Here is a 14,594-nt window from a genome sequence, read left to right on the forward strand (position 1 = left end):
AGGAGGGAGTAACAAAGCGACCCAAAACAGTTCAATTGCCGAAAGACTCCTGCCGATCTGCATAGGCGACGCAAGTCAGCTTGCCCGAAGGATCGGAGGAGAATGAATCGCGTGAACGTTCTCGACCATGGTTGAATCGGTTTTTCAGCTGATTGGTTGGGGCTCGTCCTCCGTGGCCACCGTTCCCTTTTTACTTTTCCACCAGCTGTCGACCGTCCAGGTATCAAGCTCACGGAGCAACCAGAGCGAGAGGCATGCCGCCAACATCGGAAACGCCGCAAAGAACAACAGGTTCGGCTTTTCCCAGGGATTCATGTACTGCTTGTAGCAACTGACGGTTGAAACGGTGTGCAGTATCGTGATCAACCCGTAGGTCCACGTGCGAAGAAATCCACTGAGAAACGACACGACCAAAACCATCTGCACGATGCCCACGCCAACCATCAACGACGCTCCAAGACCAGGCGTCAGATAGTACCGCTCGAAAATGCCTGCAGCGTGTTCCGGATTGAGAAGCTTGTCCAAGGTCCACATCAGGAACACGATCCCAACTCCGATGCGAAGTGTCAGCAAGGAGAATGAAATCCGTCCGGGCAGCTTGTCTTGGTCGTTCATCGTGGTTTCCGATTGAGCCATTCACTGGAGTGTTCCTCCCTCAGAATGCCCGGGGGACGAGTTGCACCGCCTAAGATTTCGCACGCCAACCCCACTCACCGCTGCACCGCTTCGCACATTGACAGCCCCAGTGAAGCGAGCGGGATTGCAAACCACTCAAACTGAGCATCACCAGCGGCCATAGTCGCCGACGTCAAATTACAGACGGCGGACGACCAAAACGGATGATAACAACCATGCCCCCGTCGTTTCATCTCGAGAAAGCAATCCACCACTGCTTCACCCTCGTTTCTGAATCCGTGGGCAAACGCGATTGAACGTCGATCCCTTTTCGTGTCCTTCGTTCCTTTCGTGGTTCGAAAACGAACGGCAACCCCTGGAAAACGGACACCACGAAAAACACAAACCACACGAAAGCTCAAGATTCATTGTTTTCATCAGCTGCCTAAGCAGGTACGCAGGTGTCATCGGGTATGTGAGCCGTTGGCGTTAGCCACGGTTTTCACGCGCAACCGGGGCGAACGCCCAAACGGCTCACATGGATGTGCCCGATCATTCCTGCCGACCTGCTTGTCTAGCGTGGTTGTTTGTTTTCGACACTGTTGAGCTTCCAATCGTAAGGCAGCCAAATCGGCTGCGGCGTGGTGCCGTTTTCCAGTGCCTCCTTCAGCTCCGCGGAGTAGCTGGCTGCGAACTTTGAAACACTGCCAGCGACCTGTTCAAAATCGCCGCCGTACCAGCTGTAAAGCTTCGTCAGCTGCAATTGGTTGGACGAGGGATCGAAGGTGAACCAGGTTTTGTGTTGATGCACGTACTCGGTCTGCGATTGCAACTGTTCTTCCATTCGATTGGCCGTGTACGCCTCCTTGCGCAGTGGCGGACACCCCACGGCGGCACAAACCAAGGCGAAATGCACGCGTGGCTCGGCAAACTTGGGTCGAATCTGCTCGTGCTCCATCTGGTTCAGACTCAACTTGCGTCCGCCAAGGTTGCAACGCACTGCGTCCCAGCGATCCGCTTCAGGGATGTCTTGGATCGACTCGATTGGCATGTGATCGAGGATCAGTTTCAAGGTGCAGGCGTTGTAACCGTTGATCAGCAGTGCCAATTTCTCGTCGCGTCCCATCGCGTCAAACGGTGCGGCAGCGACCGCACGGAGGTAGCTGTCCAGGTTTGCCTCGTCTTCTTTCAGGGCGGCGTAGTCGACCCATCCATCGTCGTCGACATGTTTCTTCAGCAAGGAATCAAACGTCGAATGATCCATCGTCGGTCCAGAAACACTGGCGGAATACGCCTCTTGCAATTCGACTTGCGGAGGCCCAAACAGCCTCACCAATTTTTGTTCGATTGCCCCGGCGTTGAGACATGCGAAGGTTGCTGTCCCAACCAGCAGCACGGCGGCGATCGCGATGATCACCGTGCGGCGTGTTTTGGGGGCTGACTGCACGTTCGACGATGCCAGATCGGTCTTCGTTGGGTCCATTTTGGGTGCCTGTGGATGGCGGGGATTGTTGCCCGAGATCGACCTCCGCGATCGCCGCGGTGGTTGTCTTCACGCGATGAATTGACCGAGGCCAAAGCGTCTCGCCTGGGATTGCCGTGCTCCCAGGCCGGAACGCCTGGGCCATGGTTTCGCAGCGAAGTCGCCTCAAGGCATTTCAATGACATCAGGTCGACGCGTTCTTCAGGCTTTCCTTACAGAACTATTCAGCACGACTATTCAGTGCTGCCACGCTGGAAAGCGTCGAGACCACGTAGGGAACGACGTAGGTCAGGCCAATTTTGAACAGATGACGTGATCCGACTTGGCCGTTGAGAAGGCTGTCCCCGTGATTGATGGCTGTCAGCACGGTTCCAACCACGACGCTGTAGACAAGCCCACGACAAACAATGGACCGGGCAAATGCCAGTCGCAACCAATCACGCATTTTGTGCACCCACCGTTTCAGCCACGGAAGCAATCGGATCATCCATCAGCAAAAAAAAACCAGCCTTGTGAGATTTCAAACAGACGCCTGCCCAGTGCGAGGTGACGAGAGAGACAGACCAAAACGCCAAGGACGCAGCCTAGGCCGCGTTCACCTCCACAAAGAATAGAGCAACAAGTTCATGGTCCGCCAAGAGTTTGAAGCTCATTCAATTTAGGAGGAATGCACGCCAGTGCCGGATGGTGCCACCTGCCAAAATTTGACTGCTGGCACGGGCGGCAGAACGCACCGGCCGTCACCACCACCGCGGCCAAGTCCAAGCAGCAGGCTGCTTTGGCCGAGCAGCAAGACCGAAGCAATCGCCGACCTTTGCGGTGGTGCATGGGGCGACGGAACATTTGAGGAAAACTGTTCTAGTCTGCCCGAAGATCGTTCGTGGGATACAGGCAGCTAGCGATCAACCTCGATTTTTGTGAACCACGCAGGACACGAAGAGCACGAACGGGTGTTGCCGTCGCGGTGAAGGCCGGACCCAGCGAAGAGCCGTTCCGGCAATCCAAAGTTGTTTCTCGCGGCATCGCTCGCGCGTTGCCGGTCCGGCATTCCATGGCATCAGAGTAGAACAGTTGTCCCCAACTGTTCCGTCGGGCAATTCTCAGCCGCCGAGCCCCGTCGCCTCATCAAGTTCACTGCCAGGCGTTCGCGTCACGCTGCTCGACGAATCCACCCTGGCACGCAAACAGTTGAGGACAACTGTTCTACTCCGCCCGAGCTTCGCTCGTGGGATACAGGCCGCCAGCGATCAACCTCGATTGTTGTGAACCACGCAGGACACGAAGAGCACGAACGGGTGTCGCCGTCGCGGTGTAGGCCGGACCCAGCGAAGAGCCGTTCCGGCAATCCAAAGTTGTTTCTCGCGGCATCGCTCGCGCGTTGCCGGTCCGGCATTCCATGGCATCAGAGTAGAACAGTTGTCCCCAACTGTTCCGTCGGGCAATTCTCAGCCGCCGAGCCCCGTTGCCTCATCAAGTCCACTGCCAGGCGTTCGCGTCACGCTGCTCGACGAATCCACCCTGGCACGCAAACAGTTGAGGACAACTGTTCTACTCTGTCCCGAGCTTCGCTCGTGGGATACAGGCAGCCAGCGATCAACCTCGATTTTTTGGGAACCATGCAGGACACGAAGAGCACGATCGGGTGTTGCCGTCGCGGTGTAGGCCGGACCCAGCGAAGCGCCGTTCCGGCAATTCAAAGTTGTTTCTCGCTGCATCGCTGGTGCGTTGCCGGTCCGGCATTCCATGGCATCAGAGTAGAACAGTTGTCCCCAACTGTTCCGTCGGGCAATCCTCAGCCGCCAAGCCCCGTCGCCTCATCAAGTTCACTGCCAGGCGTTCGCGTCACGCTGCTCGACGAATCCACCCTGGCACGCAAACAGTTGAGGACAACTGTTCTACTCTGCCCGAGCTTCGCTCGTGGGATACAGGCCGCCAGCGAGCAACCTCGATTTCTGGGAACCACGCAGGACGCGAAGAGCACGAACGGGTGTTGCCGTCGCGGTGTAGGCCGGACCCAGCGAAGAGCCGTTCCGGCAATCCAAAGTTGTTTCTCGCCGCATCGCTCGCGCGTTGCCGGTCCGGCATTCCATGACATCAGAGTAGAACAGTTGTCCCCAACTGTTCCGTCGGGCAATTCTCAGCCGCCAAGCCCCGTTGCCTCATCAAGTCCACTGCCAGGCGTTCGCGTCACGCTGCTCGACGAATCCACCCTGGCACGCAAACAGTTGAGGACAACTGTTCTACTCTGTCCCGAGCTTCGCTCGTGGGATACAGGCAGCCAGCGGTCGGGCAGGAATTTGTCCAGGCATCCAGCTTGGATGCCTGGCGCTCAAGACCATACAGCTAACCAATCAGGTTGAGCGCATGCGCAGCACCAGCGTTCACTTGCTGCCAGCTTCTTGGCATGAGACAAAACAGATCCGGCCCAGTGGTCAATCTCGTGAGACTGGCACTGACGTTCAAACAGGTTGCGAAGTTCGGCCAGTCGCCGTTCCATCTCGGACGTGCCCACATCCCTGATGTTGCCGACGCTGAATCGTTTGTCGCCGACTTCCGGTCGCAAGTTGCCTCGGCGGTCTGGATTGGAAAGACGTCCTCGGTTGGTTCGCTTGGTCGTCTGTGCAGGCTCCTCAGAGAGTTTTGAGAGTTGGTTATTGGCCTGCGTAGTGGGTGTCCGTTCGATGGAGCGAAATCCGACACTCCACTCCATCACCACATTTGGGCCGAAAGCGTAAAACGCCGTGAATCGTTGGTGTGAACGAAGATCGGCGCACGAAAAAAGCCGCTTGTGAAATCACAAGCGGCTTTTGAGTGGAGGATAACGGACTTGAACCGATGACCTACGCGCTGCCAGCGCGTCGCTCTCCCAACTGAGCTAATCCCCCGGGTGAAGACGCAGATTATCGACTTGATTCGCGTTGCGTCAAGCCCGTCAGAACCTGGTTTCGACGATTCTTTGCAGTTCTTTGGGAGGCCGACGCCCCCCACTGCTGCCAGGCACGGGGATCTCGCTGAGAAGCGATCCCTCCGCCTGCTCGCCTCACAGCGACGGCCAAATCAACACGCTCGCCAAATTGTGATGCTGGTCCGTCCACAAGGGAGCGGACTCCACCACCGATGAATCGGGCTTCTGAGCCACCGACAGAAAATCGGATTCCCAGAATGATTCGCCGCGGTCCGCGGCGATGACCCAACGCGATGGCCGCGTGTAAACCTGGTCTCGATGATTGTTTTGAATCAACCGGCTTGGCAACCCAATCGCTTGGGTCAATCGATGCGTCAACGGCACCAAGTCCAAGTGATTGTTCGACACGTGGACGGCCAACACGCCGTTCTCCGCCAAGCGTTCGCGGTAGAGCTGCATCGCTTCCAGCGTCAACAGGTGAGCCGGGATCGCGTCGCTGCTGAATGCATCCAGGATCAGCAAATCGAACTGCTTGTCAGTGTGCCTTTCCAACAACAATCGCCCGTCGCCCAAGTGATGCTCAATCGTGGCAGGGCAATCGCTGAGGAATGTGAAGTGTTCTTCGGCGATCGCCAAGACATCGGGATTGATTTCGTACATGTCCATCGAGTCGCCTTCTCGCCCGTAGGCCGCCAGCACGCCGCATCCCAAACCAATCACCCCAATTCGCATCTCGGGCGACTCGGCCTGCATCGCGTGGATCAGTCGCCCCACACCGCTACTGTGACCAAAGTAGGATGTCGGTGTCATCCGCTCGGGACCGTGCAACTGAATGCCGTGAACCGTGTTGCCATGGACCAACTGAATGCGTTCGGCATCATTTTCAACCCGGAGCACGCCAAAGAAGTTGCGACGCTGGTCGATCGTATCCGTGCGGTTGGTCATGGTCGTGACCACTGCGGTGAAACCAATGATCGCCACGATCAACCCGGTGATTCCCTTGGACATCTTCCAGTCGCAGGTCATGGTCAACCAAGAGCGAGAGGCCAAGAACGTGATCGCAACCACACCAATCGACAACGACATGGCGATCGGAAGTTCGCGGTAGTCTTGAAAGACCAGCGGACAAATCAGAGCCACCAAGATCCCGCCCATGGCACCGCCAAGCGAGATCAAAGCGTAATACTGCGTCAATCGCTGGGTGGCAGGTTTCCGAGCAGCGGTCTCACCGTGGCACAGCAGGCAAACGCCGAACAAAACCACCAAGTAAGAAAGTGCTTCCACGGGCATTTGCCATCCGCCGGGGAACCAACCTTTCAGTTGGATCGCGACAAACGCCAGACCGGTGAACGCTGAAATGAGCTTGGGTCGGTACCAGGTCGGAGAATCAAAGCTGATGATGAAACTCAGCAAATACAAGCTCAGTGGCAACACCCACAAAAATGGCATCACCGCGATGTCTTGGCAAACGTGACTCGTCACCACCAACAACATCACGGAAGCAAGAGCAGGCAACCCGACCCAGACACTCCAATCCGCCAAACGCAGTTTGGCAGAGACCGATTCAGTCGCGACCACGGTTTCGTTGGACGCTTCCGAGTGACTTTTCCGTCGGCGAAGCAGACTGATCGCCAACCAGCCGTCCACGATGACAAACGCGTAGAACGCCAGCGACCAAAAAACGGATTGCTGTTCGATCGACAACAGCGGCTCAACGACAAAGGGATAGCTCAGCAACGCCACCAACGACCCAGCGTTGGACAGGGCGTAAAGCCGATAGACGGAATTGGATTGATTCTCGTAGCTCAACCACGCTTGAACCAACGGCCCGGTACTGGAAAGGACGAAGTACGGCAACGCAACGTGTGCGGTCAGCAGCCACAGCAAGGCCCACGTGGGGTCTTCCGTTCCGACGGGTTTCCAAGCGTCCGAAGGTGCAATCGGCAACGACCATGCCGCTGCACACAACAGCACCAGGTGCACGACACCTTGCATCGCCGGAGGAAGAAATCGTCTCAAACAGTGAGCGTATAAATATCCGGCGAACAACAAGACTTGGAAGAACAACAAACACGTTGTCCAAACCGCGGGTGTGCCACCGAACCATGGCAACACACATTTGCTGATCACAGGCTGAACCTGGAAGACCAAGAAAGCCCCCAACAACGTCGCTCCCGCAAAGATGAACCACGACGTGGTTTGCTTGGAAACGGTGGCTGAAGAAGAGGTGGAACCCGAAACATCCGAGGTGCACGACGGCATGCGTTCATCTCATCAAAGTACTCGCAATGCGGCCTCGCCCCCGCGACGTGGTTCCGCCCAAAAGGTTACCCCATGTTGCGTGACCAGGCGTCAGAGAGAACGCAATCGGTGCCCCCTTCCGAGTTTCCGTGAGCGGTCCACCAAGGAAATCCGCTACAAACGAAACAGCCGGCACTCGGGTCCCCTCTCAGACACGCAAAACGCCTCCCAGGTCAAAACCCAGGAGGCGTCAGCGAATTCCATTGTGAGCGTTTCCGTCTTGCCAGTGATCAGTTCAAGCCTGGATTGGCATCCCGGACGGCGTGATCCATGACTTCGATCGCTGCGTCGGTGTAGCGTTCGTACTCGTTCCAGAAATGATCCATCGCGGCTTCATCAGCGAAGAAGAACATCCGTTGGTGCACAGGGTCTTTCATTCCGAACTGACGCTTGCCAGGAACAATCACGCGTTCTTCAAAGAAACGAACCACATCGATTTCGTTCAGAACCGGTGTGTAGGGAACCGGGTCCGCCAAAAAGGTCTTCATCTTGGCTTCGCTTGCAAACAAGTACAGCTTGCCCAGGTGAACGACACCAAACTTTGGATTGCCTTCAATCCATTCATCTTCATTGATGACCGTCACGGAGCAGAAACCTTCCATGGCCAGTTTGGGTTGTTCGGTTCCAAACGCAGGCGTCTTTGTCTCGGTTTTGGTCATCGCCTGAGCCGGCATTCCGAGCGACATGCCATCGGTGCGAGCGCCAGCCAATTGAGCGGTCGCGCCGCTGGCAAATTGGCTATTCGGTGATGGCAATTCGCTGCCGGATGCCACATGCGGATTCTGCTGAGTGCGAGGGGGTATGCTCGCGACCGCAGTTTTTGCTTGAGCCGGCGCGGTTGCCGATGGCTGAGCATTGGATGCCAACATCGTTTGCGGTGCGTTGGCCGCTGGCGAGACGGGCGCGGCAGGCATTTTGCTGGACGCTTGACCCAGCATTGCAACGTAACGCGTTGGATCTTGCGGGCTGACCGAACTGCCCAAGTGCTTGCCAGTTGGCGTGATCATCACGTCCGTCGGGAACTTGGTGACACCAAACATCTTGGCCAGTTCCGGTGATTTGCCAGCATGAATTTTGACGGGCACAAACTGTTGCTCGACCGCGGAACCGACCTGAGGGCTCTGAAATGCCCCCGCTTCCAAGCGATCGCACCAGACACAATTGTCGCTGGTGAAGTGCAGCAGCAAAGCTTTGCCGGACTGCTGAGCTTCCGCTTGAGCCGTGGTCAGATCTTTTCGCCAAGCGATCTCTGCCTGAGCCATCCCGGAGAAGATCGTGGTCAACCCGAGCAAGCCCATCGCTGGCAAAACCCGCGTCCATCGCGAGGTCGCAGTCGAAGAACAAATTCGCGGTGGTTTGGAGGACAAACGCATCGGACAAAATCCTTTTTGTCTTTCTCAAAGAGAGCCAGAATCAGCTCAGGTGTGCCGGTATCGGTGGTATCGGTCGCGCCAACCTTGACGCTTGAGCGGAACCTACGAAGTTTTCCGCGGTCGCCGCCACACCAATGGAGGGTGTTTCGCAATCAGCCAGTTGCTCTTCCAGCGAGCAGTTTCACGCTGCGAAGGAAGCCCTGCCTGATCGAGTCCCGGCAATGAACAGGGAAACAGGGTTCCCACGGAACGCCTTGCATTCCCGGGAGAGAACAGGATGACGATGTCGACAATCGATCCGCCATCCCCGTCAGCAAAGGCTTCACCCTGCCCAGGTCCTGATCCGGTAGGCAGGAGTCATTTTGCCATTTGAAATACGATGGCGAACGCCACTGTTCCCACGTGCGACCGGGGCGAATGCCCAAACGGCTCACATGGCCATTCCCGATCGTTCCTTAGAGTTTTGGCACGGGCCGCTTGGGCGCTCTTTTGATCATCCGCTTTTGATCGTCGCGTGGCGGTGGATTGTTGTTCCCATTGTTGCCACCATTGCGACGCGGCGGGGCCAAATCAGTGAACGTTTCGGTCCACATCCAGCCAATTGGAACCTCCAGTTCTTTTTCAGCCAGCATGGCCCAGGGCGTGCCTTCGTGCTCCGCAGCCACACGTTCCAAGAACTCCCGCGCGGTTTCCGCCTCGCGTTGCCACTTGCTCCCCACCGAGATCTCATCGGCAGGCTTCAACACCCAGGTGTTGTTCTTGGGATCATCGAAAGGCATCCCGCGTTTCGCCTTGGCGAGAATCGCGTTGTAAGTTTCGGTGCGGACCTTTTGAGCCAACACTCGGCCATAAGCCAAGTCAAAACCAGCCCTCCAACGAAGACTTTCTTCTTTGTCCCGATCCTTGACGCCTTGTTCCAAAGTGGCGGCCAACTGGATCAACACCGGTTCCAACTTCGCAGCGTCTTGCTGCGCAGTCGTCAACGCTTGGGCCAGTCCCGCTTCGTCGCGTTTCACGAACCGGGTTTGTGGGCGTTGGATCCCACTGACGTTTTTAATTTGTGCGGCCGCGATCAATGCCTGACGGAGCGGGCTTCGCTTGACCGCTTTGACATAGTCCTGCGGCGACAAGTAATCGGGGCGATAACGAGCCATCGCGGTCGGATCAAAGAACGCACGCAGATCCGCGGTGAACGCGTCGATCTCGCCCCGTCGAACCTCTCGTGAAACATTGCGATTGGGGTGAACGGTGAAGTAAATCCCACCCGTCTCGTAACACAGACGCGTCAAACCATAGGGTCCAAAACCACTGTCAATCACCGGTTCCTGCTCGAAGTCCCCCGTGAAGCTCAACTGAACTCGTTCCGGCAGAAAGGTTTCTGGCCCTTGATCGACTTGCGCCCACTGAGGTGTTTGGTCGTACTCAGGATCCGGGTCAACGTACTTGACCAAGGTGTGTTCGCGACCAAATGGAGCGGGCACACCGACCACGTAGACGGGGATGCCCCACTTTCGACACGACGTGATGGAAGATTCCAGCAAGTGGGCGTCATCTCCACGCTCGTCCGTGACCACCACAAACATCACATTGCGTTGTGGACCACGAGTCCCCGCGTTGCGGCGCAGCGAACTGTATTGCTTGGCGGCAGATTCGATGGCCGTGAAGACCCGTTCCGTTCCCGAGTTATCAACCGGAATGTCAGCAACGGTCTGCTTGATCAACTCCAAGTCGGCAGTGGGTTCCTCGGTGAACAGTTGCACCTTTTCACCAAACCCTATGATGGACGTGAGCACACGGGATCCGGATGAATCATTGGGGTCTTCGCCAGCAGTCTTGGAATCCAATTGCTCGCGAAGCATGCCGAGCTCTTCATAAATCCGATCGAACCGGTCGCGAATGTCTTGGCGTTGTCGAGTCAGCGACCCACTTTGGTCGAACAACCAAACGATCAGCGTCGGGCGTTCCTCCGCGGCCTGCATGACCTCGAACGTGATTTGGTCCACGGCTCCGGAGGCCCCCGCGGTCCCTTGTCCGACACGACCTTTCTGGTCGACCAACCGATCTTGGGGCGCCACCGGTTGGCTGAACATTTTGTTGACCATGATTTCGCCCAAATCGGTGGGCTCCAAGTCGACTGGGCTGACCATGTTGGCGATTTCGGCGAACGTCGCTGCCGACGCCTCTGCCATGTCAAACTCAGCCAGAGCGTCTGAACCGATCTCGACCTGAGGTTGATCGCTGACCACGATTTCCTCGATCAAGTCCACCGTCTCTTCGTATTCAGGCGGCGGTGCGATCATCACCACGGCCTCGTCGTCGACTGGATTTTGCAACTGGACCAACGCCAACGACAAAATCACGATCAGGTGCACCAGCATGGTGCCGACCATCGCAACCGTCTCGTCTGCATCCCAGAACGATTCCTCTTCCCATTGGTCAAGCGAATCCCCCGGCTCGTAGGGGTGAACCGCACTGGCCTCCTCCGTCGCGGCGTGAGACCGCGAGCTCGTGGGCAATGCTTTCTTGATCGATTGAAGAAACGATGAGTCGCTCATGAAATCCGATTTTCAGAGGTTTGCGTTCACAAAGCCGGGCGATGGGGATTGCAAACCAGCGATCATGGGCGAAGATTTGCGATTCCAGATTGCTCCGGATACTCTTTCAAACGTTTTTTGCGACGATTTGAACCCTTTGATTGTAATCGAAAGTCCGATTCACATTCTTCCCTGTGCAATTCGAAACGTCGTTGACTTGAGGATCAGGCCGATTGAATGGAACAAACAAACGAATCATCAGGACGCCTGATCGCCATCGGAGACATCCACGGCTGCAACGCCGCTTTGCAAGCGGTCCTGGCCGCGATCAATCCTCAACCCAATGACATTTTAGTCACCCTTGGTGACGTCGTTGACCGCGGCCCCGACTCCAAAGGGGCGGTCGACACCCTCCTGCAGTGCGGCCAACAAACCCAGCTGGTTGCTCTGCAAGGCAATCACGAGGAAATGATGCTGAATGTGCTTCGCGGCAGCGAATCGCACCACAGTTGGTTGCGGTACGGTGGGGTCGAGACGCTGGACAGCTACGGATTCGACGGGGGGTTGGACTTCCTTCCCGAAGCTCACCGAGCCTTCTTTGAGTCGTTGGGCGATTACTTCGTCTACGAAGATTATTTCTTCACGCATGCGGCCTACGATCCCGCACTGCCGCTCGAAGAGCAGACCGTCGAAATGCTTCGCTGGCACTCGTTACGACAAGGTGTTCCGGAACCACACCACAGCGGCAAAACAGCCTTTGTGGGTCACACAGCCAACCACGAAGGTCAAATCCTCGATGTCGGCCACTTGGTGTGCCTCGACACTCACTGCTACGGCGGTGGTTGCTTGACCGCGATGGATGTCCGAACGCGACAAACCTGGCAAGCCAATCAGGACGGCGTCCTCCTGTCCTGACGGTCTGCTTGGAAATTTCTCGTCGAGCCTAAAACGCAGAAGGCGCCACGACCGCTGGTGCGGGAGTCGATGGCTGCGGAGCTGGCGCGACGCTAGGGACCGAAGTCGTCAGACTGGCCGCTGGCACGGTCGCCCCTGGGTACATGTACACCTGCAGCGACACCGTTTGGTTGGCGACGTCCATCACCGGTGGTGCCATCCATGCGTCAGGAAACGACGTGGTTCCGAGCTCAGTGTCCAAACTCGCGACCGGCAAAGCTCCGTTGGCGCGCGCCAAGGCGACATTGCGATGGATCAACCCTTCCGCCACCAAGCGACCTTCCACTTGCTGACGAACATTGGCAGAACGCACGTTGGATCGGCGATGCGATCGGACAATGCTGATTGCGGCGAGCGACAGAACCGCCATCGCGAGAAAGCTCAAAACCACCGCCGATCCACTGCGAGGCAGGCCAGGACGAGACTCATGAGCGACGCAAGACTTTCGAATCGCTCCCCGCTTCCGCGGTTGGTTGGAATGCAATGCTGTGTTCATAGTTGCGGCGACAAACAAAGGACAGTGGTCATCTCGGCAGTGCGGTGATCAGGACGCAGTTCCGCAGCACGGTCGGCAGAGGCTTGCAATTGCATCGACAACTGAATCCCAGCCAGTCGACCATCCACAAGGATTTCGTTCATGGCAAAGGAACCAACCGAACTTTCCAAGCAAACAGTCTCGCCTAGCAAAGGGTCGACCATCACCAAGGAACGGTTCTCGCCATCCGGCGCCCGCCGAACTTCAAAACGAATCCGTCGTGTGTTCAGTCCGTCGCTGACGACGACATCACTTGAGCGAACCGACGTGATGGTCTGGCCCGAATTGGACATGTCTCTCAACCGTCCCGACACAAAACGCAACGCTTTGCGCCCCTGAGCTGAGACGCCCTCATGGCCGAGTGAAATGGCGGTGACACGCGCCGAACCACGCATCATGCCAACCATACTGGTCGCCAGGGTACCAACGATCACGACACAGGCGATCGTTTCGATCAGGCTCACGCCCTTTCGACTCGAACGCGTTTTGGATGAAGAAAAACGGCGGTGCCTGTTCATGGTTGACTCCACTGTGTCCGCAATGACTGGCTCAGTTCGCCCGCGTCGAGGGAACTGTTGTTGTTCCCATCTTCCCAGACCACCACATTGAGCGTGACCAAATTCAGCACCAAGGAATCTTGGATCGAAACCTGCGATCGCATCGATCTGGTTTCATTGCCCGTCACGATTGCCTCCAAGGTGCCTCGTGTGCTGGCAAATTGAGTGGGGTCACAAAGATCAACCTTGGTTTGTTCCATCAAACGCTCGGCCTCGAACAACAATTGGTCCTGCCGATCCATACGCTGGAGCAATTGACTGGACTGCCCCATCAAACTCAACGCCGGGATCAAAACCAACGAGAGCAAAGCGGCTCCCACGGCAACATCGATCAACGTCGCTCCACGTCGAAGCGTTTTACAACGGCTTCGAGGCGATGTCGTCAGCGAAGTAGTCAAGCCGCTCATGGTGATGCATTTTGATAGATGTTTCCGGACGCCGCCTGGACATAGACGTCGATGGATTCGGAGTCCCGATAAACCTTCAGTTCCAAATCACGATTTGCAATTCCAGTGGGATCAAAGACGATGCTGGATGCATTCGCCCGAACACTGACATCCGGATGCAATTCGATGGGGTCCGTCATCCAAGTGGATGCGCCCGGCAAAGCCGCGGGCCCGAAAGCGTCCGCCCCGTCGCTGTAAATTCCTGGTGTGGCCACCATGTCGACCACGGTTCGCGTCTCACCATCTTCGTTTCGCACGGATTTCCATCGAACCGTCACGGAACATCGACGAGCCAAAGCGGTCTCCCGAGCGAGTCGCAAGGAACGCAACACGACATCGGAGTCCTGACGCACCGTCGTACGCTGCGAAAACAACTGGCCAACACGCGGTGCCGCCAGCATCGAAGCACTCAAAACCATCAGCACCAACAACGCTTCGACCAAAGTCACGGCAGCACGACGTCGAGCGTCCCGCCTGGTGCACGATGGACAGAAGCGAGGTGGAGAATGAATCATGATGGAACTAGTTCGTCACAGTCTTGCTGAACGTTCCAGTTGCGGCGTCATAAGGATACTGACGCAACTTGTTGTAACGAGCCTTCGAGGCAGTGTCGTCGGATTTGATATAGTTTTCGCGAACCAAGTAGTCGATGCTACGTGGGTACGAACCAATTTCGAGGTAATAAGTTTGGGCCATCGCGTTGAGCGATGCGATGTCTTGTTCAGCCAACTTGTCTTCACTCTTCGCACGCATCGGAGCAACGGTGGCAACCGTGGCTGCAGCAACGACGGCGAGAATCACAACAGCAGCGATCACTTCCAACAACGAGAAGCCAGATTTTTTAGTATGTTTCATTTCGAGAGACTTGGTCTGAATGAGGAGAATTGGAAA

General features: G+C 56.6%; 12 protein-coding genes and 1 tRNA gene. 1 reads left to right on the forward strand and 12 read right to left on the reverse strand.

The features are described from left to right. Positions 1 to 144: 144 nt before the first annotated feature. The 7 genes from UH5x_RS08740 to UH5x_RS08770 form a co-directional block, all read right to left on the reverse strand. Positions 145 to 636, reverse strand: a complete 492-nt coding sequence (locus UH5x_RS08740) for a DoxX family protein (protein WP_482635433.1) — start codon at positions 634 to 636, stop codon at positions 145 to 147. Between the two features lie 553 nt (positions 637 to 1,189). Beyond that, positions 1,190 to 2,098 (reverse strand): DUF547 domain-containing protein, encoded by a 909-nt coding sequence (locus UH5x_RS08745; protein WP_482635434.1) that lies wholly within the window; start codon positions 2,096 to 2,098, stop codon positions 1,190 to 1,192. A 220-nt stretch (positions 2,099 to 2,318) separates the two neighbouring features. Next, positions 2,319 to 2,543, reverse strand: a complete 225-nt coding sequence (gene nrtS, locus UH5x_RS08750) for a nitrate/nitrite transporter NrtS (RefSeq protein WP_482635435.1) — start codon at positions 2,541 to 2,543, stop codon at positions 2,319 to 2,321. 2,367 nt (positions 2,544 to 4,910) lie between these two features. Further along, positions 4,911 to 4,983: transfer RNA gene (locus tag UH5x_RS08755), tRNA-Ala, on the reverse strand. 155 nt (positions 4,984 to 5,138) lie between these two features. Then, positions 5,139 to 7,265, reverse strand: a complete 2,127-nt coding sequence (locus tag UH5x_RS08760) for a fused MFS/spermidine synthase (RefSeq protein WP_482635436.1) — start codon at positions 7,263 to 7,265, stop codon at positions 5,139 to 5,141. 269 nt (positions 7,266 to 7,534) lie between these two features. After that, positions 7,535 to 8,677, reverse strand: coding sequence for a DUF255 domain-containing protein (locus UH5x_RS08765; protein ID WP_482635437.1), 1,143 nt, complete (start codon positions 8,675 to 8,677; stop codon positions 7,535 to 7,537). 455 nt (positions 8,678 to 9,132) lie between these two features. Further along, positions 9,133 to 11,232, reverse strand: a complete 2,100-nt coding sequence (locus UH5x_RS08770; RefSeq protein ID WP_482635438.1) for a vWA domain-containing protein — start codon at positions 11,230 to 11,232, stop codon at positions 9,133 to 9,135. Positions 11,233 to 11,448: 216 nt separating this feature from the next. On the opposite strand from UH5x_RS08770, the gene UH5x_RS08775 reads away from it, so the two are divergent. Further along, positions 11,449 to 12,126: a metallophosphoesterase family protein gene (locus UH5x_RS08775; protein ID WP_047815286.1), complete on the forward strand. Its 678-nt coding sequence runs from the start codon at positions 11,449 to 11,451 to the stop codon at positions 12,124 to 12,126. Between the two features lie 28 nt (positions 12,127 to 12,154). On the opposite strand, the gene UH5x_RS08780 is transcribed toward UH5x_RS08775, so the two are convergent. From UH5x_RS08780 to UH5x_RS08800, 5 genes are read right to left on the reverse strand one after another with little or no spacing between them, the layout of a single operon-like run. Then, the gene (locus UH5x_RS08780) at positions 12,155 to 12,649 is read right to left on the reverse strand and encodes a hypothetical protein (RefSeq protein ID WP_047815367.1); all 495 of its coding nucleotides are present in this window, start codon (positions 12,647 to 12,649) and stop codon (positions 12,155 to 12,157) included. Positions 12,650 to 12,657: 8 nt separating this feature from the next. After that, positions 12,658 to 13,164, reverse strand: coding sequence for a hypothetical protein (locus UH5x_RS08785; protein WP_482635439.1), 507 nt, complete (start codon positions 13,162 to 13,164; stop codon positions 12,658 to 12,660). Positions 13,165 to 13,214: 50 nt separating this feature from the next. After that, entirely contained in the window at positions 13,215 to 13,664 is a 450-nt protein-coding gene (locus tag UH5x_RS08790; protein ID WP_482635440.1) for a type IV pilus modification PilV family protein, read from the reverse strand. Continuing rightward, positions 13,661 to 14,218, reverse strand: a complete 558-nt coding sequence (locus UH5x_RS08795) for a GspH/FimT family pseudopilin (RefSeq protein ID WP_236696358.1) — start codon at positions 14,216 to 14,218, stop codon at positions 13,661 to 13,663. Before UH5x_RS08795 ends, UH5x_RS08790 begins: the two co-directional genes overlap by 4 nt. Before the next feature lie 7 nt (positions 14,219 to 14,225). Further along, positions 14,226 to 14,558, reverse strand: coding sequence for a prepilin-type N-terminal cleavage/methylation domain-containing protein (locus UH5x_RS08800; RefSeq protein WP_047815290.1), 333 nt, complete (start codon positions 14,556 to 14,558; stop codon positions 14,226 to 14,228). Positions 14,559 to 14,594: the final 36 nt, after the last annotated feature.

This window comes from Rhodopirellula sp. UH5, from assembly GCF_056839225.1.

What these genes read in the sequence shown, in the direction of transcription:
- UH5x_RS08800 (WP_047815290.1), bottom strand. Translation starts at nt 14,558, where the DNA reads ATGAAACATACTAAAAAATCTGGCTTCTCGTTGTTGGAAGTGATCGCT.
- UH5x_RS08775 (WP_047815286.1), top strand. Translation starts at nt 11,449, where the DNA reads ATGGAACAAACAAACGAATCATCAGGACGCCTGATCGCCATCGGAGAC.
- UH5x_RS08795 (WP_236696358.1), bottom strand. Translation starts at nt 14,218, where the DNA reads ATGATTCATTCTCCACCTCGCTTCTGTCCATCGTGCACCAGGCGGGAC.
- UH5x_RS08760 (WP_482635436.1), bottom strand. Translation starts at nt 7,265, where the DNA reads ATGCCGTCGTGCACCTCGGATGTTTCGGGTTCCACCTCTTCTTCAGCC.
- UH5x_RS08740 (WP_482635433.1), bottom strand. Translation starts at nt 636, where the DNA reads ATGGCTCAATCGGAAACCACGATGAACGACCAAGACAAGCTGCCCGGA.
- UH5x_RS08770 (WP_482635438.1), bottom strand. Translation starts at nt 11,232, where the DNA reads ATGAGCGACTCATCGTTTCTTCAATCGATCAAGAAAGCATTGCCCACG.
- UH5x_RS08790 (WP_482635440.1), bottom strand. Translation starts at nt 13,664, where the DNA reads ATGAGCGGCTTGACTACTTCGCTGACGACATCGCCTCGAAGCCGTTGT.
- UH5x_RS08745 (WP_482635434.1), bottom strand. Translation starts at nt 2,098, where the DNA reads ATGGACCCAACGAAGACCGATCTGGCATCGTCGAACGTGCAGTCAGCC.
- UH5x_RS08765 (WP_482635437.1), bottom strand. Translation starts at nt 8,677, where the DNA reads ATGCGTTTGTCCTCCAAACCACCGCGAATTTGTTCTTCGACTGCGACC.
- nrtS (WP_482635435.1), bottom strand. Translation starts at nt 2,543, where the DNA reads ATGCGTGATTGGTTGCGACTGGCATTTGCCCGGTCCATTGTTTGTCGT.